Source organism: Arthrobacter sp. SAFR-044 (genome assembly GCF_051965175.1).
Lineage (GTDB): Bacteria > Actinomycetota > Actinomycetes > Actinomycetales > Micrococcaceae > Arthrobacter.
This window is the reverse complement of sequence record NZ_JBQCMK010000005.1, coordinates 172,650-191,728: the sequence shown is the minus strand read 5'-3', so window position 1 is coordinate 191,728 and position 19,079 is coordinate 172,650. Positions and strand designations below refer to the sequence as shown.

At 64.2% G+C, this 19,079-nt stretch carries 19 protein-coding genes; 17 read left to right on the top strand and 2 right to left on the bottom strand.

Annotated features, from left to right (window positions below):
• Positions 1-21 precede the first annotated feature (21 nt).
• The 15 genes from ACTHQS_RS10070 (at position 22) to ACTHQS_RS10000 (ending at position 15,417) form a co-directional block, all read left to right on the top strand.
• The gene (locus ACTHQS_RS10070; RefSeq protein WP_440168267.1) at positions 22-489 is read left to right on the top strand and encodes a hypothetical protein; all 468 of its coding nucleotides are present in this window, start codon (positions 22-24) and stop codon (positions 487-489) included.
• Entirely contained in the window at positions 486-1,127 is a 642-nt protein-coding gene (locus ACTHQS_RS10065) for a gluconate 2-dehydrogenase subunit 3 family protein (RefSeq protein ID WP_440168265.1), read from the top strand. The genes ACTHQS_RS10070 and ACTHQS_RS10065 overlap by 4 nt, the downstream gene beginning before the upstream one ends.
• Positions 1,124-2,779 carry a GMC family oxidoreductase gene (locus tag ACTHQS_RS10060; protein ID WP_440168263.1) on the top strand — a complete coding sequence of 552 codons (1,656 nt, stop codon included), beginning with the start codon at positions 1,124-1,126 and terminating at the stop codon, positions 2,777-2,779. Before ACTHQS_RS10065 ends, ACTHQS_RS10060 begins: the two co-directional genes overlap by 4 nt.
• Before the next feature lie 2 nt (positions 2,780-2,781).
• Positions 2,782-4,572 carry a thiamine pyrophosphate-requiring protein gene (locus ACTHQS_RS10055; RefSeq protein ID WP_440168262.1) on the top strand — a complete coding sequence of 597 codons (1,791 nt, stop codon included), beginning with the start codon at positions 2,782-2,784 and terminating at the stop codon, positions 4,570-4,572.
• Positions 4,573-4,575: 3 nt separating this feature from the next.
• Positions 4,576-5,697, top strand: coding sequence for an enolase C-terminal domain-like protein (locus tag ACTHQS_RS10050; protein WP_440168260.1), 1,122 nt, complete (start codon positions 4,576-4,578; stop codon positions 5,695-5,697).
• A gap of 87 nt (positions 5,698-5,784) precedes the next feature.
• Positions 5,785-6,540, top strand: coding sequence for a ZIP family metal transporter (locus tag ACTHQS_RS10045; protein WP_440168258.1), 756 nt, complete (start codon positions 5,785-5,787; stop codon positions 6,538-6,540).
• Between the two features lie 21 nt (positions 6,541-6,561).
• Positions 6,562-7,197, top strand: coding sequence for a hypothetical protein (locus ACTHQS_RS10040; RefSeq protein WP_440168256.1), 636 nt, complete (start codon positions 6,562-6,564; stop codon positions 7,195-7,197).
• On the top strand, positions 7,190-9,052 hold the full coding sequence (locus ACTHQS_RS10035; RefSeq protein ID WP_440168254.1) for a glycoside hydrolase family 15 protein: 1,863 nt from the start codon (positions 7,190-7,192) through the stop codon (positions 9,050-9,052). The genes ACTHQS_RS10040 and ACTHQS_RS10035 overlap by 8 nt, the downstream gene beginning before the upstream one ends.
• A 206-nt stretch (positions 9,053-9,258) precedes the next feature.
• Positions 9,259-10,596 (top strand): MFS transporter, encoded by a 1,338-nt coding sequence (locus tag ACTHQS_RS10030; protein WP_440168252.1) that lies wholly within the window; start codon positions 9,259-9,261, stop codon positions 10,594-10,596.
• Positions 10,597-11,283: 687 nt separating this feature from the next.
• Positions 11,284-11,505: a hypothetical protein gene (locus ACTHQS_RS10025; RefSeq protein ID WP_440168250.1), complete on the top strand. Its 222-nt coding sequence runs from the start codon at positions 11,284-11,286 to the stop codon at positions 11,503-11,505.
• 151 nt (positions 11,506-11,656) lie between these two features.
• Positions 11,657-12,106, top strand: coding sequence for a rhodanese-like domain-containing protein (locus ACTHQS_RS10020; RefSeq protein ID WP_440168248.1), 450 nt, complete (start codon positions 11,657-11,659; stop codon positions 12,104-12,106).
• Between the two features lie 631 nt (positions 12,107-12,737).
• Positions 12,738-13,541: a helix-turn-helix transcriptional regulator gene (locus ACTHQS_RS10015; protein ID WP_440168246.1), complete on the top strand. Its 804-nt coding sequence runs from the start codon at positions 12,738-12,740 to the stop codon at positions 13,539-13,541.
• A 214-nt stretch (positions 13,542-13,755) separates the two neighbouring features.
• Entirely contained in the window at positions 13,756-14,682 is a 927-nt protein-coding gene (locus ACTHQS_RS10010) for an SDR family NAD(P)-dependent oxidoreductase (protein WP_440168244.1), read from the top strand.
• Positions 14,683-14,767: 85 nt separating this feature from the next.
• Positions 14,768-15,124: a hypothetical protein gene (locus tag ACTHQS_RS10005; protein WP_440168243.1), complete on the top strand. Its 357-nt coding sequence runs from the start codon at positions 14,768-14,770 to the stop codon at positions 15,122-15,124.
• Between the two features lie 104 nt (positions 15,125-15,228).
• A complete protein-coding gene (locus ACTHQS_RS10000) occupies positions 15,229-15,417 on the top strand; it encodes a hypothetical protein (RefSeq protein ID WP_440168242.1) in 189 nt (62 codons plus the stop codon).
• 193 nt (positions 15,418-15,610) lie between these two features.
• On the opposite strand, the gene ACTHQS_RS09995 is transcribed toward ACTHQS_RS10000, so the two are convergent.
• The gene (locus ACTHQS_RS09995) at positions 15,611-16,132 is read right to left on the bottom strand and encodes a response regulator transcription factor (RefSeq protein ID WP_440168240.1); all 522 of its coding nucleotides are present in this window, start codon (positions 16,130-16,132) and stop codon (positions 15,611-15,613) included.
• Positions 16,133-16,613: 481 nt separating this feature from the next.
• Between ACTHQS_RS09995 and ACTHQS_RS09990 the strand changes: the two genes are divergently transcribed.
• Positions 16,614-16,937, top strand: a complete 324-nt coding sequence (locus tag ACTHQS_RS09990) for a hypothetical protein (RefSeq protein WP_440168238.1) — start codon at positions 16,614-16,616, stop codon at positions 16,935-16,937.
• An 877-nt stretch (positions 16,938-17,814) separates the two neighbouring features.
• Positions 17,815-18,639, top strand: a complete 825-nt coding sequence (locus tag ACTHQS_RS09985) for an alpha/beta fold hydrolase (RefSeq protein ID WP_440168236.1) — start codon at positions 17,815-17,817, stop codon at positions 18,637-18,639.
• On the opposite strand, the gene ACTHQS_RS09980 is transcribed toward ACTHQS_RS09985, so the two are convergent.
• Positions 18,624-18,977 carry a hypothetical protein gene (locus ACTHQS_RS09980; protein ID WP_440168235.1) on the bottom strand — a complete coding sequence of 118 codons (354 nt, stop codon included), beginning with the start codon at positions 18,975-18,977 and terminating at the stop codon, positions 18,624-18,626. The two genes, ACTHQS_RS09985 and ACTHQS_RS09980, sit on opposite strands and share 16 nt — an antisense overlap.
• Positions 18,978-19,079: the final 102 nt, after the last annotated feature.

Genomic DNA, 19,079 nt, shown 5'->3' with positions numbered 1-19,079 from the left:
TCAGTCCAGGTAAGGAGAATCGTGAGAACAATACAGGCAAAAGATTCTGTGGCAAGCACGGTCAGTGGAATCGACCGGCTCATCAGGAACGTACAGACCGGCCGGTTCGAACGTTCGCTCTCCGGATTGACGGCGGCAGGCGCCCTGGTGACTGCTGCCGAGATCTTCCTTGAGCATGACAAGGCCAGCTTCGGCAACAAGTGGATGTGGGTCCCAGTGGCCCTGGGACCGGTGGGGGCAGCGGCCGGGGTCGCGGGTGTCTTCAGCCGGCGCATGGCAAAGACGGCGCTTCCACTGGCCAGCGCCGCCATCATCGCCAATGGCCTGCAGGGAACCTGGCTGCACCTGCGCGGCATCCGGCAAAAGCCGGGGGGCCTGTCCAACCTGCGCTACAACCTGGAGATGGGCCCGCCCCTGTTCGCACCGCTGCTGGTCACCCTGGTGGGCGGGATGGGCCTGCTGGCCTCAGTCCTGAGGAGGGAACCGTGACCGGTCTCCCCCTGGGCGAGGACGACGGCGGCGGCCGGTACCCGGGCTTCAGCACCCTCGCGCAGGCGAAGCATTGGGACCACGCAACTGCCGCCGTCGTACAGTCCAGGCTGGGCCTGCCTCCGGACGTGCGCTTCTTCACCCCGGCGGAGGAAGCGGCGGCGCGCGCCCTCTTCGACCAGTTGCTGGACCAGCATGCGGAGCCACGGGTGCCGGTGGTGAACATGGTGGACGCCCGCCTGGCCGAGGAGCAAACCGATGGCTGGCACTACGGGAACATGCCGCGCGACGGCGAGGCGTGGCGTGTTTCCCTCGCGGCGCTGGACCGCGAAGCAAACTCCCGCGCCGGCTGCATCTTCGCCCGCCTGGATGCAGGGCAGCAGGCCGGACTCCTGCAGGACATCTGCGATCTGGACCAGGAACTCTGGCAGGGCCTGCCGGCGGACCGCGTATGGAGTTTGTGGACCCGGTATGCCTGTACTGCGTTCTACTCGCATCCGCTGGCCTGGGACGAGATCGGGTTTGGTGGGCCGGCCTATCCGCGCGGCTATAAGAACCTTGGCGTGGACAGGCTGGAACCGTTCGAGGTACGTGACGTCCGCCCCGGTGCGGACCCCACCAGCGGGGCCGACCGGTGAGCAGCCTCCGCGGGCGCAATGAGTCGGCGTGGCTGTTGCCCGCCGGCCCCGGCAGCAACCTGCGGCTGCGCGAGGACATGCGCCGGTACCGTGACGATGACGAAGTGGACATTGTCATCGTGGGCTGCGGTGCAGGCGGCGCCACGCTGCTCCAGCGCCTTGCCCGCGCCGGGTGGCGTGCGGTGGGCCTGGACGCGGGGCCGTTCTGGGAACCCGAGCAGGACTGGGTCAGCGACGAAGCCGGCTCCCACCACCTGTACTGGACGGAACCGCGGGTGATCACTGGTTCAGATCCCGTCCCGCTGGGTTCCAATAATTCAGGCCGGGGCGTAGGCGGCTCCATGGTTCATTTCGCCGGGTACACCCCGCGTTTCCATCCCAGCGATTTCCGCACCTTCAGTGCGGACGGAGTGGGGGCCGACTGGCCGCTGGAGTACGCCGACCTGCGGCCGTTCTATGAGGACATCGAGGGCGAGCTGCCCGTTTCCGGAGAGCACTGGCCGTGGGGAGACCCGCACAGCTACCCCCACCGCCCGCACCCGGTTTCCGGCAACGGGGACCTGTTCCTGAGAGGCGCGAACGCGTGCGGCATCACCGCAAAGGTGGGACCGGTGGCGATCGCCAACGGCCGCTTCGGCAACCGCCCGCACTGCATCTACCGCGGCTTCTGCCTCCAGGGCTGCAAAGTCAACGCCAAGGCCTCACCACTGATCACGCACGTCCCGGACGCGCTGGCCCACGGCGCCGAAATCCGGCCCGACTCCATGGCGACCAGGATCCGACTGGACGAACGCACGGGCCTGGCAACCGGCGTCGAATACCTCCACGGGGGCGTTCAAAGGTTCCAGCGCGCCCGCCTTGTGGCGGTGGCCGGCTACTCGATCGAAACTCCGCGGCTGCTGCTGAACTCCACCTCACCGCGCTTCCCGGACGGAATGTGCAACGACTTCGACCAGGTGGGCCGCTACCTGATGGTGCAGGGCGCGCCTCAAACCGGCGGGCGGTTCCAGGCCGAAGTGCGGATGTGGAAGGCCCCTCCACCCGAAGTCAGTACCGAGGACTTCTACGAGACAAACCCGGCAAAGCCGTACAAGCGGGGGTTCTCCGTCCAGTGCGTCTCCCCGCTTCCCATTACCTGGGCCGAACATGTGGCAGCACAGGGACACTGGGGCGCCGCCCTCCGCCGGTACATGAGCGACTACCCGCACTGGGCCTGCCTCGGCGCCCTCTGCGAATTCCTCCCCTTCGAAGGGAACCGGGTCACCCTTGCGGACGAAACGGACCGCAGCGGCATCCCTGTGGCCTGCTTCAGCTACAGCCAGTGCGACAACGACCGGCAGCTGATGTCCGCAGCGCAACAGGTGATGGAGCAGATCCTGACGGCCGCCGGGGCCCAGGAAGTCATCACCATCAACCGCTATGCACACCTGGTGGGCGGTGCCCGGATGGCCGCCGGCGAGCGTGAAGGAGTGGTGGACCGGAACCTGCGGAGTTTCGCAGTACCCAACCTGCTGGTCACCGACGGCAGCGTCCTGCCGACACAGGGCAGCGCAAACCCTGCCCTGACCATCATGGCCCTGGCAGCCCGCGCCGCCAGGGACCTGATCCAAGGTGCCCGCCTGGGCGCCGCGATGAGCGTGAAGGAAGACTGATCATGGCAACTACAGTGGCTGACTACCTGCTCTCCCGTTTGGGCGAGTGGGGCGTGGATAAGGTCTTTGGCTTCCCCGGAGACGGCATCAACGGCATCCTTGCCGCCTTTGGCAAGGCGGGCAACCAGCCGAAATTCATCCAGGCCCGGCACGAGGAGATGGCCGCGTTTGAGGCCGTGGGCTACGCCAAGTTCGGCGGCAGCCCGGCCATCTGCATGGCCACCTCCGGACCGGGGGCGATCCACCTGCTCAACGGCCTTTACGACGCCAAGCTGGACCACGTTCCGGTGGTGGCCATTGTGGGACAGACCGCCAGAAGCGCCATGGGCGGTTCCTACCAGCAGGAGGTGGACCTGCTGACCCTGTTCAAGGACGTCGCCTCCGATTACGTCCAGATGGTCACCGTCCCGCAGCAATTGCCCAATGTCATCGACCGGGCCATCCGGATCGCCGAAGCGCAGCGGGCCCCCACCGCCGTGATCATCCCCGCTGACGTCCAGGAACTGGAGTATGCCGCGCCCACCCATGAGTTCAAGATGGTGCCCTCCAGCGTGGGAATCCGCTGGCCAGAGATCCAGCCGGACAGCGAATCGATCCGCGGTGCGGCCCAACTCCTTAACGAGGGCACCAAGGTGGCCATCCTCATTGGGCAGGGTGCCCGGGGGGCGGCCGCTGAGGTGCGGGAAGTGGCAGAACTGCTGGGAGCGGGCGTAGCCAAGGCCCTGCTGGGCAAGGATTCGCTGCCCGACGACCTGCCGTACGTCACGGGATCCATTGGTTTGCTGGGCACCCGGCCCAGCTACGAGATGATGCGCGACTGCGACACCCTCCTGACGGTGGGTTCCAGTTTCCCCTACACACAGTTCCTGCCCGAGCCCGGCCAGGCCCGGGGCGTGCAAATCGACGTGGACCCTAAAATGATCGGCCTGCGCTACACCAACGAGTTCAACATCGTCGCGGACGCCGGCACCGCGCTGCGCGCGTTGATCCCACACCTGGACCAGAAGAAGGACCGGTCCTGGCAGGAAGGCCTGGAATCATCTGTCAGCCGCTGGTGGGAAACCATGCACGACGAGGCCATGGTCAGCGCCGATCCCGTCAACCCCATGCGGCTGTTCGCCGAGCTCTCCACCCGGCTTCCGGAGAACGCCATGCTCAGCGCCGACTCGGGCTCCTCGGCAAACTGGTACGCGCGGCAGCTCAAGTTCCGGGGTTCGGTCCGCGGCTCACTCTCAGGCAACCTGGCCACCATGGGGCCAGGCGTCCCCTACGCCATCGGGGCCAAGTTCGCCCACCCGGGCCGGCCGGCCATCGCCTTCGCCGGCGACGGCGCCATGCAGATGAACGGACTCGCCGAGCTCATCACGGTGAAACACTACTGGCACGAATGGGATGATCCCCGCCTGGTGGTCGCCGTCCTGCACAATAACGACCTCAACCAGGTCACCTGGGAAATGCGCGCCATGGGCGGAGTCCCCGCCTTCCGGGAATCCCAGGCCCTGCCCGACGTCGATTATGCCGGTTTCGCCGAAAGCCTTGGGCTGCAGGGCATCCACGTGGACAATCCCGACGACGTCGGGCCGGCCTGGGAAAAGGCCCTCGCCGCGGACCGGCCCACACTTTTGGACGTCCGGACAGATCCCGACATTCCGCCGATCCCGCCGCACGCCACCTTTGAGCAGGCCCGCAAGACCGCCGAGGCCATGATCAAAGGCGATGACAGTGCCTGGGGCGTGGTGAAGGAAGGGGTCAAGACCAAGATCCAGGAGTTCCTGCCGCACAAGGAGGGCTGACCCTTGGCAAGTCGCGCCACGAGCCAAACGGACGCTCCCGTTACCGCCGTCCGGGCAGCGGCCTACACCGTCCCCACGGACGGTCCGGAAGCGGACGGCACGTTCAGCTGGGACTCCACCACCATGGTGCTGGTCCAGGCAGCAGCGGGCGGGAAAACCGGCCTGGGCTGGACCTATGCTCCCGCCGCAGCGGCGGGGCTGGTGGAGGAACTCCTCGGCCCCGCGGTCTGCGGCGTGGACGCACTGGACGTGCCCGCAGCGGCGGCGGCGATGGCACGTGCGGTGCGCAACCCGGGAAGCACCGGGCTGGCCTCCTATGCCGTGTCCGCCGTCGACTGCGCGCTCTGGGACCTGAAAGCCCGCCTCCTGGACCTGCCGCTGCACCAGCTGCTCGGCGCCGTCCGGGACCAGGTGGCCGTCTATGGCAGCGGCGGGTTCACTACCTATTCCGAAGACCAGCTGCGGAAGCAGCTGGAGGGCTGGGCCCTTGGCCAGCGCATCCCGCGGGTGAAGATCAAGGTCGGCCAGGATGGCGGAACCAACGTGCCGCGGGACCTGGCGCGCATCCGCCAGGCGCGTGCCGCCGTCGGCCCTGGCACGGAACTCTTCGTTGACGCCAACGGCGCCTATACCGCCAAGCAGGCGATCCGCGTCATGCAGGCGGTTGCTGCCGAGAACGTGACCTGGTTCGAAGAGCCGGTCTCCAGTGACCACCTGGCCGGGCTCAGGGTTGTCCGGAACGCCGTGGAAGCGGATGTCGCCGCCGGCGAATATGGGACCGGGCTCCCCTACTTCCAGCGTATGTGCGCGGCCGATGCCATCGACTGCCTCCAGGCGGACGTGAGCAGGTGTGGAGGGATCAGCGAATGGTTACGCATCGCTGCTGTGGCCGCCGCCCACGGCCTGGAGCTCTCCGGCCACTGCGCTCCCCACCTCAGCGCCGCCGTCGCCGTTGCCACTCCCAACTTCCGCCACCTGGAGTGGTTCCACGACCACGTCCGCATCGAGGACCTCTTTTTCGACGGAACCTTGGACCCCGCCGGAGGGTGGATATGCCCCGGCGACGGCCCCGGCAACGGGCTGCAGTTCCGCAGTAGCGATGCTGAGCAATACCGGGTCCCCTAAGGTGTCCCGGCCGGCTATACGAGAGGACTGAACAGTGAAGAACGTGGGCAATAGCCTGAGGAAACGTCCGACGGCGGGTGTCGCCTGATGCCGATGTGGCTGCAGGCCTGGATGTGGGGCACTATCGCCGGGGCAGCACTGGTGGTGGGTTGCGCGCTGGCGTGGAAGTGGAAGATCCCCGCCAAGGTGGTGTCTTCCGTGATGTCCTTTGGCGCCGGTGTGCTGATCTCGGCCCTTGCCTTTGAACTGGTGGAAGAAGCCGTCAACGGCGGTGGCCTGTGGCCGACCATCGGCGGATTCGCCACCGGCGCCGTCGTCTACGTCGCTGCGAACGCATTGCTTGCCCTCAAAGGAGCCAAGCACCGCAAACGGTCGGGCGGGAAACAGCCATCGGAACAACAGAAGCCAGGCAGCGGGACCGCCATCGCCGTCGGGGCCCTGCTGGACGGGATCCCGGAATCAGTGGTCCTGGGCGTGGGCCTGGTGACTGCCGGCGCCGTCAGCCCTGCCATGCTGGCGGCCGTGTTCATCTCGAACGTCCCGGAAGGCCTCTCCAGCACGGCGGGCATGAAAAAGGCAGGCCGCAGTGCCAAATACGTGTTTGGGGTCTGGGTGGGCATCGCCGTCCTGTCGGGGATCGCCGCCCTGATCGGTTTCCTGGTCCTGCAGGATGCACCGGGGGAAGTTGTGGCCTTCATTACCGCGGTGGCGGCGGGAGCCATCCTGGCCATGCTGGCCGACACGATGATTCCTGAGGCCTTCGAGGAGCACCACCTGCTCACCGGCCTCATCGCCGCCGCCGGATTCCTGGCCGCCTTCACGGTGGACCAGGTAGGGGGCTGAACCATGACCGAAAGGAACCCCATGAGCAGCGACCCACACAAGGCCGGCCCCGTCAACGCAAAGCCCCTCAGCGCAGATCCCACCGGGCAGGATCCCGCCGCCAAGGACCCGGCCGCAGAAGCCAAGCTAAGGCTCCAGCTGGCCATCTTCGACGTTACCAACAACGCCAAAGGCAAAAGCCTGCACGAGATCCTGGAAAGCCTGCGGTCCGCCTTCGCCACCCAAGGTGTTGAGACACCGCCCGCCACGTGGCTTGAATCCGTAGCCTCCTCGGCCTATTACGGCGAGCCCTACATCATCGACCTCCCGGCAGCCATCGCGGCGGACGATGCCGTGTCCGCCCCCAACAAGAACGTCCGTGACCGCCTCGCCTCCCGCCGGAAGCTCCGCCAAAAGAAACTCCCGGCAGGAACCTTCCCCTCCCCCACCGACTGGGACGTGCCAGCCAACGAAATCAGCCACACCGGCGCACCCGGGCACGTCCACCCCGTCACGGTGTCCAGGACGAGACGAGGAACCCGCCCGATCCTGGCTGCGGCCGGCGTCGCAGCGGCGGTGATTGCGGCCATCGTGGCCGTGCGCGGGGCCGGCCGCCGCCCTGTACCCCTCCCACTCCAACCGCGCAACGCTATAACAAGGAAGGGCAGCCATGTCTGACATCAGCGATTACGCACTCGTGGGGGACCTGCACACGGCGGCTCTGATCAGCACAGCCGGGTCAGTTGATTGGTTATGCCTGCCCAATTTCGACTCCCCCGCCTGCTTTGCAGCCTTACTGGACACCCCGGCCGCCGGCCGGTGGCTCCTGGCCCCCGCCGGAGCACATAAGTGCACCCGCCGCCAGTACCGCCCGGGCACCCTGATCCTCGAAACCGAATGGGAAACATCCAATGGAAGCGTGAGAGTCATCGACTTCATGCCCATCCGCGACGACGCCGCGGACATGGTGCGTATCGTCGAAGGGATAAGCGGCAGCGTGCAGATGTATGGGGAATTGTGTCTGCGCTTCGATTACGGGCACATCGTGCCGTGGGTGCGGCGCAATGATCACGGCCTGAGCGCCATCGCAGGTCCGGACGCCGCCTACCTCACCACCGCAGCCCCGCTGCAAGGCAGGGACATGCGCACGGTCAGCGAATTCACCGTCCGGGCCGGCGAACAGGTGCCCTTCGTGCTGACTTGGGTTCCGAGCAGCAAACCAGCCCCGCGCCCAACCGATCCAGACACGGCGCTGCGGGTAACGAAGGAGTTCTGGCAGAAATGGACCGGCCGCAGCAGGCTGGACGGAAAGTACAAGGACGCGGTCGAGCGGTCCATAATCACCCTCAAAGGGCTCATCTTTGCCCCCACAGGCGGCATCGTGGCCGCACCCACTACGTCACTCCCCGAGGACCCCGGCGGATCCAGGAACTGGGACTACCGGTTCTGCTGGCTCCGGGACGCAACCCTGACCCTGCAGTCACTGCTCGCCGGAGGCTACACCGAAGAAGCCGCCGCCTGGCGCGAATGGCTGCTCCGCGCCGTCGCGGGCGACCCCGCCGACCTTCAGATCATGTATGGGATCGACGGCACCCGCCGCCTCCCCGAAACCGAACTGCCATGGCTGTCAGGGTTCGAAGGCTCCAAACCTGTCCGGATCGGCAACGCAGCCGCACCGCAACTCCAGCTTGATGTATGGGGCGAGGTCCTGGACGGGCTCTCCCTTACGCGGGCGGCCTTCCCGGACACCGCCGACGATTCCTGGGATATCCAGGTCGCCCTCATGGAATACCTCGAAGGGGCCTGGGACCAGCCCGACAATGGGCTCTGGGAGATGCGCGGACCACGCCGCCACAACACCCATTCGAAAGTCATGTGCTGGGTGGCCGCAGACCGGATGGTCAAGGGAGTAGAGCAATTCGGGCTGCCAGGTCCCCGGGATCGCTGGGCCGCGCTGCGGGAGCACATCCACGACGACGTCATGACCCACGGCTTCAACGAAAAACAGAACACCTTCGTCCAGTCCTACGGCAGCACCGAACTCGACGCCAGCCTGTTGCTCATCCCCCGCGTCGGGTTCCTCCCGCACGACCATCCGCGCGTCGTGGGCACCGTCGAGGCCATCCAGAAAAACCTCACGCAGGATGGTTTTGTTCTGCGTTACCACCCCGAGGCGAGCAATGATGGGCTCCCCGGGACCGAAGGAGTATTCCTGGCCTGCTCCTTCTGGCTCGTGGACGCGCTGCTGGGGATCGGCCGCAAGGAGCAGGCCACGGAGCTTTTCGAACGCCTGCTCACCCTCCGAAACGACGTAGGCCTGCTGAGCGAGGAATGGGACCCGGGGAAGAACCGGCAACTCGGAAACATGCCACAGGCTTTCAGCCACTTCCCCCTTATCCACTGCGCCCTGCAACTCGAGCACGGACGCTCGCGCCACAGCGACACGCCGTTGCCCGGCTCCCGGCACTCCGATCACCGGAAGCCCGTGCGAGAACGGGCTGACCGACAGGACGGAAGGAGATCCTTGCGTTAACGCAATAGTTGCCGTTGAATAATAGAGTGGTTCGTGTGGGAGGACCGCCGCAAACCGACGCATCTGGATTTCGCCGCGCTCGCAGCCCCCCCAACAGTCCTGCTCCTTCCGTCCTGCACGGAAAGCTGGCCAGCCTGGGTCCGCGGGAGAGCAACAGCACGCTGGGGGTGCTTTCTGACAGGCCATATTGCAAAGGAGCAATTCCGATGGCACGCAACGTTACGTCAGCACCGGCAGTGGGCAATGCCCGCTGGAAAAGGCTGATTCCCGTCGCAATCATCGTCTACATCATCTCGTTCATGGACAGGACCAATATTGGGTTCGCCCTTAACGGCCTCCACCAGGACCTGGGCATAGACGCCGCCCAACAGGGACTGGCCGCCGGTATCTTCTTCATCGGCTACCTCGTCCTGCAGATACCCGGCGGCCACCTCGCCGAACACTGGAGTGCCAAGAAGTTCGTGGGAATCATGGTGCTCGTCTGGGGCGTCCTGGCTGTCCTCTCCGGGTTCATCCAGGACTTCACCCAGCTGCTCGTGGTGCGCTTCTTCCTTGGCGTCGCCGAGGCCGGGATCTGGCCCGCGATCCTTGTCCTGATCAGCCACTGGTTCCCCGCCGCCGAACGGGCCCGGGCCTACGCGTTCTGGATGATGAACATCGCCATCGCTTCGATCATCACCGCGCCCCTCTCCGGGTGGATCCTGTCGTTCTCGGACTGGCGGTGGCTGTTCATCATCGAAGGCATCTTCCCGTTCGTTATCGCCGCACCCCTGTGGTGGGCCCTGATCGCCGACCACCCCCGCGAAGCGAAGTGGTGCTCCATCGAGGAGCGTGACTACATCGAAAAGGGCCTGGCCGCTGATGCTGCAGCGCATCCCCAGCAGGAAAAGCTCGGCCTCCGCCACGTCCTGTCCAACGCAGTGGTGTGGCGGCTGACGCTGGTGTACTTCCTCATCCAGATCGGCTTCTACGGCATCAACATCTGGCTCCCCCACGTGATCAAGACGATCACCTCCGGATCTTCCATAGAGGTGGGCCTGATCACCGCCATTCCTTATGTTCTGGCGATGTTCGGCCTTTGGTACAACGCCAAAGCAGCCGACCGTTCCGGCCGCTACTCCACCCACGTGCTGCTGTCGATGGCCGTGGGTGCTGTCGCCCTGGTCATCTCGGTCGCAACCGGAGACAACCTTCCGTTCCTTGCGGTCACCCTGATCAGCATCGCCGTCGCCGGCGCCCTTGCCTACGACGGCCCGTTCTGGGCGTCCGCATCCCGTGCCATGCCGGTGGCCGTCGCCGGCACCGCCATGGGCCTGATCAACGCAGTTGGCAACCTCGGCGGATTCGTCGGACCCTACGTGGGTGGTTACCTGCAGGACCTGACGCACGGCAGCTTCCTTGCCACGTCCATCTTCCTGGCATGCTGCCTGCTCGCTGCCGGCCTGGTGATGCTCAGCCTGCGCCGCGGCGGTGACAGGCCAGTGGCAGCCGGACAGGCGCCCGGGCACAAGTCCCCGGTGAGGCAGGCAGGAAAGGGGACGTAACCTTCGGAAGCTGGGTTGGCTGCCCAGCAGGCCTGGGCAGGCCTGGGCCACGGCGGCCGGGCCCCCGATCACCCGAAAGCAGCCCACGCCGTCGAACGCTCAGCCGGGGAAACCCGCCCCGCTTCCAAGCCGGCGCCTGCGTGGCCCGGCGCCGGCACCGGCATGATTGTGCCCTTGCCTCCTTTGCCGGATGAGCGGAAACTTGACGTACCGGGTTATGCAGCCAGCCGAATCGGCAGCCAGCAAGAGCCAGGCCCATGATTACCAGCGCTGACCCAACCCCCCGCACAGGCTTCCGCGGATGCATCCCGCGCTTTCCTCGAAGTGTCCGTCATGAACACGGTTGACGCCGTCGTCCTGATACTCCTTGCTGCCTTCGCCTGGGTTGGCGGGACTGCCTTCGTCCTGATGAAGCTACGCCGCCGCAGAAGAGGCTCTTCGCTGGTAGCTTCAGCGCCACCTCCCGCTGCGCCTACCACTCCCCGGTCCCACAGGCCATGGCGCCGGGTCCGTTCCGTGACAGGCCAAAGCCCTGGCCGGCGGCGCCGGCTGAGACTCAGAAAAGTCCGCCATTGAAGTCCTGCACCGCCCGCAAATTGGTCCCGCGGTTCAGTGCCGCCGGCTCAGGGCCACGCCACGTACAGTTCAGTGCCACCCATTGAGGGTGATTAGTTCTTGGGAGCAGTCATGGATACCGGGACGATCCTCGGGTTCCTTGCCGGATATCTTGCCGCAATCACCGGCGCCTTCCTCCTCTACCTTCCGGTTATCGTCTTGGTCGTTGCTCTGCTGGTCGCTGGCGGGTTGCTGCAACTGCTGTTGCTGCCGATCATCATCTTGGTCAGGAGGCTGCGGCACCGCCAAGAACCGGATGTGGATCCATCGTGGCTCCTGGAACGCCGTCGCTAGGTAGGCCGCCTGATGCAGGCAAGACGGCTGTGCACAAACAGCCGGTCACCAGGGCTATTGGCCATAGTCTGGGAACCGAGGAGCATATGGCTCGTCGTTCCGCTTGATGGTGGAACTGTTAGGGTCCCAGATCAGCAGGCAAAGCGAGGAAATGATGGAACAGCGCCATATCGCCAACGAGGGCACCACGAGCGGCAAACACGGACTGGATCCTGGCGGTTCCCCTGCGACCGTCACGATCGAGCAGTTACTGATAGAGAGCCGCGCCGGGCTTCAGCGGGTCCAGCCCGCGGATCTTGAGCAGGAGATGTCCGCGGGCGCCCTCGTTGTTGACACGCGTCCGGTCGAGCAACGGGAGCGCGACGGTGACCTTCCTGGAGCAGTGGTTATCGACCGAAACGTTCTTGAGTGGCGGCTGGACCCTTCCAGCCCCCACCGGCTCCCCATCGCCAACGACCCGGCCCGGCGGATTGTGGTGGTCTGCAACGAGGGCTACAGCTCCAGCCTCGCTGCCCACACCCTGCAACGGCTGGGGCTGAGCCGTGCCACTGACCTTATCGGGGGTTTCCAGGCCTGGGCTGCGTTGCGGAGCGGTTCCTGAAATTTCTTCTGTGCAGGGCCACAGCGAGGACAATGAGGGGTACATGGATGGCCGGGAGGTTATGGGCGAACCAACGCGGCAGGTAAATGTCCGTTACAGATCCATGGGGATCACCCAGGCGTTGTGCGAGCGGGGTAAGGGGGCAACGGAAGCCGTTCACCACGAAGACCAGGGTTTCCCCGCCCACAACTGCAGCAGCCACCGCCGCGCGCCTATCGCTCTTTCCAGAAAACCCCGCATAGAGCAGGTAGACCATGCAGGCCTCGATGCTGAACCATGCTGCAGTATGAAAGCCCTTTACCGCCCGAAGGGCGGCATCTCTGCTGATCATGCCGTCAAGACAACCATGGCAGGTGGCGCGGCATCAGGGGCTTTAGGCATGACGCTTAGCGAGGTCCAACGCCCCAGATTTTGTCCCCCCACCTGAGAAGCAGCGCCTCCGCGGGGCCACTCGAGCCCGTCCTGTCCGTCAGCATTCCGTATGCTGAATCCATGGCACATAACCAGGCCTCGGTGGCGCGCCCTCCGGCTGAATTGGCACGTACCCCGTTGGTTAGTTCCGTACGGCGCCGGGCCTGACCCCTTGGGAAGGAATGTTGCCCTGAGCGAGTACCTGAAGGCGCGTCGTCAATTGGTACAACCCGAGCAGGCAGGGCTCGTCAGCTATGGACGACGGCGGGTGGCGGGGCTGCGCCGGGAAGAGGTCGCCAGCCTGGCCGGAATCAGCGTGGATTACTACGTACGTTTGGAACAGGGCAAAGACCACCATCCCTCTCCGCAGATCCTGGACTCGCTGGCCCGCGCTTTACGCCTGGATCCGCCGTCAACCCTGCACCTGCACCGGCTTGCCCAGTCGTCCACCGCTCAGGCTCCGCTAGCCGCTCCTGCCGGTGTCCCTGCTGCCGCCGAGGGCGTCAGCCCAGCGCTTTCGGACCTGCTTGTCACTTTGGGACACGTGCCGGCGTTCGTCCAGGACCGGTTCATGACCGTGCTCGCCGCCAACCCCCTTGCCGTAGCGTTGTCGCCTCGAAATGCCCCGGGCACCAATGTGCTGCGGGCAGCGTTTCTCGACCCGGCTGAGCAGGCGCTCTACGAGGACTGGGAAACGGTCATGCAGGAGGCCGTCGCAGGCCTGCGCGCTTCCGCAGGTTCGCATGTCAACGACCCACAGCTGAAATCGCTCGTCATGGACCTGGCTGAACGCAGCGCGTATTTCCTTCAATTGTGGAACCGCCACGACGTGCGGCCAAAGGTCTCCGGATACCGCCTCCTGCACCACCCTGTCGTGGGCGAGCTGGAACTATTCCACGAAAAACTCGGTGTCAGCGGTACCAACGGGCACCTGCTGGTCATCCACCATGCCAAACCCGGAAGCCCGTCCGAGCAGGCCCTGCAACGCCTCGCCTCCATCTCCCGGGCGGACATCACGCCTTGAAGACCACCCCGCCAGGAAGCCGGCGGTCGAAACCCACCGTGACACCCTGGAAGGGGTAATTCCCGGAGGGTAGCCCTGGCATTCATATGAAGCAGGGGGATCTACCTGTCCTTTTCCAGCCGGAGCACACTGAAACAGCACCGCCGCGAAGTGCCGGTCATCGCCGGCCTAGGCGCTCCCAGTATCAGTACTCCCCCTGGAAAGCAGAGACACCATGTCATCCATCAACTCAGGATTCGGATTCAATTCCACCGCTTCAGATGTCAGCGCCGGCATCGACTTCACCGGCAAACGGGTCGTTATCACCGGCGGCGCGTCAGGCATTGGCATCGAAACAGCCCGCGCCTTTGCCGCCATCGGCGCCGAGGTCACCCTCGCGGTCCGGAACCTGGACGCGGCCGCCACGGTGGTGGCAGACCTGCGCGCCGGGACAGGCAACGACAACATTCATCTTGCCAGGCTCGATTTGGCCAACATGGCAACCATCGCCGATTTCGCTCATCAGTGGCGCGGACCGCTGGACGTCCTGGTCAACAACGCAGGAATCATGGCGCTGCCAGCGCTGGAGCGGACATCCGAAGGTTGGGAAATGCAGTTCGCCACCAACCACCTCGGCCACTTCGCGCTCGCCCAGGCCCTGCACCCTGCTCTCACCGAAGCCGGCAACGCCCGCGTCGTATCCCTAAGCTCCAGCGGCCACCTCTTCTCCCCCGTCCTCTTCGATGACCCCCACTTCAACTTCATCCCGTACGACCCCTTCGTCGCCTACGGACAATCGAAAACAGCAGCAGCCCTTTTCGCAGTGGGGTTGACCCGGCGCTGGGCCAATGACGGGATCACGTCCAACGCCGTCATGCCGGGGGCGATAGCAACTAAACTGCAGCGCCACACCGGCGGACTCCGCACACCCGTCGAGCGCCGGAAAACACCGCAGCAGGGCGCAGCGACGACCTTGTATGTTGCCACCGCACCGGCTCTCGAAGGGATAGGAGGACGCTACTTCGAAGACGTCAACGAAGCACCCCTTGTCGACCACCGCGGTCCGGACTACACCGGTGTCGCTCCCTATGCCCTGGACAGCGCCCACGCCGAACGCCTTTGGGACCTGACCCTCGAACTCCTCTCAGAACAGCAGGCCTAGAGCACCGGACCGAAAGCAGCACCTTTAACACCTACGCCGTTACCGGCCGTCCGTCCGTCCGTCCGTCTCAAGAATAAGGAACCCCATGTCCACGAATTTCACCCCGCTCGACCTGCAGAGCCACCAGCTGCCGACAAGCATCTTGACCTACCTTCGTGCCAGCAAGGCTCCGAAAACAATTGAGGTGTTCATCGAAGACCCGCAGGTGACCGATAATGGCACCCGGTATGCATCAAGAAAGGAAGTACTTCACTTCCTCACCAGCGTCACAACAGAGTACGCGTACACCACCACGTTCCAGCGCGCCGCTCAGGCAGAGCCGGATCAATATGCCGTGTGGAACCGCCTCGAAGGCAACTTTCCCGGATCCACTGCTGATCTGAAGTACACCTTCAACCTTCACAACGGATTGATACGAAGCCTTGAAATCACCGCAGCCTAACCCGGCCAGCAAGAGCCCCTGCCAGGCTTGGCAATGACTTGTTTGCGGACAGCCGCTACTGGGGGCGGACCCGGCTGCTGCATTTCCATGCGCCCAAGGTTGAAATGCGTCACCAGCCGCTCCGCCCACGGGGCGACGACGACGAACACCGCGCCTACGGTGCTGCCAAAGGCGGACTCCTCGCCCTGACCAAGGGGATCGCACGCGGCTCCGCGAGGGAGGACATCCTTGCGTACGCCGCCGCACCGGCCTGGGCTGCCACCGACATCACTGGCGCTGACTACGTGCGCTGAGCGCCGTCGTCGTTCTTCCTTCAGCGAAGGGGAAACGTTAAGATTCAGCCGCATGCTCAACGTCGTGGATGCACACCCCGAGGTCTGGTCCGGCAAGGTGGTGGTCGGCCGGATAAGCACGTTCCCGGGAAACCATGTTCGATAAAGTGCGAGGGATGTGGCCAGCTGAGCCGGGGACTGGGGATGTCCCGGCTCACCACGGGGCGCGGAAGTCACTGGTACCCGGGGCACGGCGGCAAGTCGATGTAAACAGCCTGACGGCATCCACGCGGTTGTTGCACCCGAGCTTTACGTAGGAGTGTTCCAGGTGTCTGGTGACTGTCCGCGGGCTGATTCCCAGCAGATGGCCGACTGCCGTGCTTTTCAGGCCTTGCGCCACAAGCGCCAGGATCTCTGTCTCGCGGTCCGTCAGGCCAAAAGCGTCAACAGGCCACGGGTTCGTCATTGAAGTGTGCGGATGTGAATAGGCTGTGTCGAGGAGACACAGCACGGGTTGGACTTCCCTGGCAAGGTCCATTTCCTTGTCGCTGAAATCGTGGTTCCACCGGTTCATGACCCAACTGTGCAAAATTCCGGGGCCCAACTGCGCGGCCCGCAGTGACAATTGGCGGTTAATCCGCATTTCCCGGAAACCCTCACGGTAAAGACGCGATTCATAAAACTCCCGGTCGGAGACAACGTCGCTGAGGCGGCGCGGTCGCCACACCCCGGTCATGGAGTCAACTAAATCGCTTCTAACCAGCGGATGGTCGTTTCGACTTTCAAGCAGTTTCCGGGCAAGGTCACCGAATGGGTGAGTCTGGGGGCGCGCGTAGACCTCCGCCCGGACCGCTCGCATGTCCAACTCATTCCACGCAAGCCCATCACAGGGGAAAAGCTTAGAGAGAAGCTCGCTGGCGGCTCTCAGATATGTCCCGCGGTCCGGCAGCCGGACAAGCTCGCTGGCCAGGTCCCCAAAAGTATCCATTGTTCTGCCCACCCAAAAACGAATGGCTGGTTTCCCAAGGCTAGCGAACGGGATTCAACACATTCAAGGGACTGCCGGCGGTTGGGGCTACCCCATCTGGCCCGCTCCCGACATACGCAGTATTACGTATATAAGCCCCTCGACCGGGGTTCTATATTCGCCTTGCTGGACATGGCGGACAACCACCTGCGGGTCCAAAAAACCGACCCGCTCCAATAAGGAGAAGATCATGGCAGTCGCAATCATCATGGAGTTCGACGGGACGACGCTTGAACAATACGACGAGATCAACAAGAAGATGGGCTTGACCCCAGGCGGTCCCGGTCCCGCAGGTTCAATATCCCACTGGGCCACCGCTACGGATAAGGGATTCCAAGTCACCGATGTGTGGGAAAGCCGCGAGCAGTTCGACGCCTTCGCCCAGGAAAAGATCGGCCCTCTGAGCATGGAACTGGGCTTTGCGGCGCCCCCGAAATTGACCTTCTACGATGTGCACAATTACTTCACTTCCAATACTGACACCTTCCGGTCGTCAGTCCCGGCTCAACCGTGAAGGAGCGCAACAGCTAACGAAACCCAGTTCTGCGCCTGTTCCCCAACGATAAGGTTCAGAAGGTCCCCGACCCATGAACAGGTGAAGGCCACCGCAGCAGGAATTTCCGAAACTGCACCTTAATATTCAGGCGCTGGGCGGTGTTGGCCGACCCGCGTCAACGAGGGCAGCGGAATGAGGTACCGCAGACGCCACGTCTCCAGCTGGGAGGCTGCACCGGCCAGGTCGTGATGCTCCCCAGGGGCAAGGTATTCCGAAGGCCACTGAGAAGGCTGAATTGCCCGCAGCACTATGCACGAAAGGGTGTCTCACACTCCTACATCCGCCCAGAAGATCGGCGCCGGAACCGACGTGAGATTCGTGAGCCAGACGGCCCACTGACGTGACATGAACGCACCGGCCTCGGGTCTGCGGTTTCACTTGGATCGCCTAGTGTCATTCTGGAGGGAGAGATGTTAGCTGGGCGGATCCTCCGCACAACCAGGGCGCTGCCGCGCCGCCCCCGGGGACCGGAAATTTCCGCGTGGCATGATCACTTCTGCAGCCGGACGAAGTTACCGAACCCCGGCGCTGGTTCCCTAAGTTGCACTCCAGCCTCTCAACCCAGCAGCTGGTCCCCTGCAAGAACGAATCCAAAGCCCTAGGACCGCCACAGGACAGCAACCAGGCATCACATTGGCGGGGCGTTCAGTATCGGAGTTCCAGCTTGGGCCCCGAGCTCGATCGGCCTGGCCTGGGAATCCCGGCAGGCACGTCGTCTCCCATGGGCTGGATCGGCGTCACCGTGAAGGTCATAGTGGCTGGAGCCCTAGGATTTCTCTGTTTCCCGTGGATAGTCTGGGAAAGAACGCCACCCTAGGTGAGGGTAAGTAAGAAAGTGATCAAAGCAGACGCTGTGGTAATCGCCCGGAACAATGTCACCCTAATGGGCCGGGAGGACGGGCCTGTGTTGATGTTTGCCCACGGCTTCGGCTGCGATCAAACCATGTGGCGGAACCTGGTCCCCTACTTCATGAATGAGTACCGGCTGGTGCTTTTTGACCACGTTGGTGCAGGACACTCCGACATCAGCGCCTATGACTGGGAAAAGTACGAATCCCTGAAAGGGTATGCGACGGATCTGCTGGAGATCTGCACAGCCCTTGACCTCGAGGACGTCATCCTGGTCGGACACAGCGTCAGCACCATGATCGCCGTCGTCGCCGCAAACCAGGAACCCACCCGTTTTTCCCACCTGATCCTGCTGGCTCCCTCACCCCGCCACACGGACGACCCCTACGACGGCTACATCGGCGGATTCTCCCGGGAAGACATCGTAGGCCTGCTGGCAGCTCTGGACAGCGACTATTTCGCCTGGGCCGCGGCCCTGGCACCCATCATCATGGGCAACCCCCAAGAGCCGGAACTAGCGGAAGACCTGCGTGCCAGCTTCTGCCAGACAGACCCGGCCATCGCCCGACACTTCGCCGAAGTAACATTCTTCTCCGACACCCGCCCCGAACTGAGAAAGCTGCACACCAACTGCCTCATTCTGCAGTGCTCCGACGACCGGCTAGCCCCGCCCGAAGTGGGCGCCTACCTGCACCAGAACCTGGAGCACAGCACCCTTGTGCAGCTCCAGGCAACAGGGCACTGCCCACACATAAGCGCACCGGAGCAAACGGCGCGCGCAATTCTTCACTACCTTCACACCCGCTCCTGACGGGCCCCGTCGGCTTCAACATCGTTGCTGGATGTCGTTGCGGGTAGTAGACCCACTCCCGTCTGTTGGTCCTCCGACAGCCTCGGGTCAAGCCGCCAGTAGATTCCCGCCCGGTCCAGGTCCATGAGCCTGTACCACCGATGCCCAGGCGTTTGACGGCCGCGAGGCGCATCAACACGGAAAAGTGCGTCTACGCCGGCCGTATAGTCTCGACGTTCGCCGACTTCGTGCCCGAGTGGAAGGGGCACATGTTTGCCGAGGAAGTTCTCGTGGACACCCGTCCTGTTGGCGATTTTTTTGATCGTTGCAGCCGGGGCCACCAGCAGCTCATCGTCCATCTTTGGAATCTGCCAGCAATAACCGACAGGAATACGGGATGTGAAGACTGCCGTCCTGCCCCGGGCCCTTCGCCTCTCGACAAGCCCCTGCCCTAGGCTTAC

Bases quoted from the DNA above. Each gene is read 5' to 3' on its own strand.
- ACTHQS_RS09980 (WP_440168235.1), bottom strand. From the start codon at position 18,977: ATGGACGATGAGCTGCTGGTGGCCCCGGCTGCAACGATCAAAAAAATC.
- ACTHQS_RS10035 (WP_440168254.1), top strand. From the start codon at position 7,190: ATGTCTGACATCAGCGATTACGCACTCGTGGGGGACCTGCACACGGCG.
- ACTHQS_RS10040 (WP_440168256.1), top strand. From the start codon at position 6,562: ATGAGCAGCGACCCACACAAGGCCGGCCCCGTCAACGCAAAGCCCCTC.
- ACTHQS_RS10055 (WP_440168262.1), top strand. From the start codon at position 2,782: ATGGCAACTACAGTGGCTGACTACCTGCTCTCCCGTTTGGGCGAGTGG.
- ACTHQS_RS10045 (WP_440168258.1), top strand. From the start codon at position 5,785: ATGCCGATGTGGCTGCAGGCCTGGATGTGGGGCACTATCGCCGGGGCA.
- ACTHQS_RS10005 (WP_440168243.1), top strand. From the start codon at position 14,768: ATGTCCACGAATTTCACCCCGCTCGACCTGCAGAGCCACCAGCTGCCG.
- ACTHQS_RS10025 (WP_440168250.1), top strand. From the start codon at position 11,284: ATGGATACCGGGACGATCCTCGGGTTCCTTGCCGGATATCTTGCCGCA.
- ACTHQS_RS10020 (WP_440168248.1), top strand. From the start codon at position 11,657: ATGATGGAACAGCGCCATATCGCCAACGAGGGCACCACGAGCGGCAAA.
- ACTHQS_RS10010 (WP_440168244.1), top strand. From the start codon at position 13,756: ATGTCATCCATCAACTCAGGATTCGGATTCAATTCCACCGCTTCAGAT.
- ACTHQS_RS10030 (WP_440168252.1), top strand. From the start codon at position 9,259: ATGGCACGCAACGTTACGTCAGCACCGGCAGTGGGCAATGCCCGCTGG.
- ACTHQS_RS09995 (WP_440168240.1), bottom strand. From the start codon at position 16,132: ATGACCGGGGTGTGGCGACCGCGCCGCCTCAGCGACGTTGTCTCCGAC.
- ACTHQS_RS09990 (WP_440168238.1), top strand. From the start codon at position 16,614: ATGGCAGTCGCAATCATCATGGAGTTCGACGGGACGACGCTTGAACAA.
- ACTHQS_RS10000 (WP_440168242.1), top strand. From the start codon at position 15,229: ATGCGTCACCAGCCGCTCCGCCCACGGGGCGACGACGACGAACACCGC.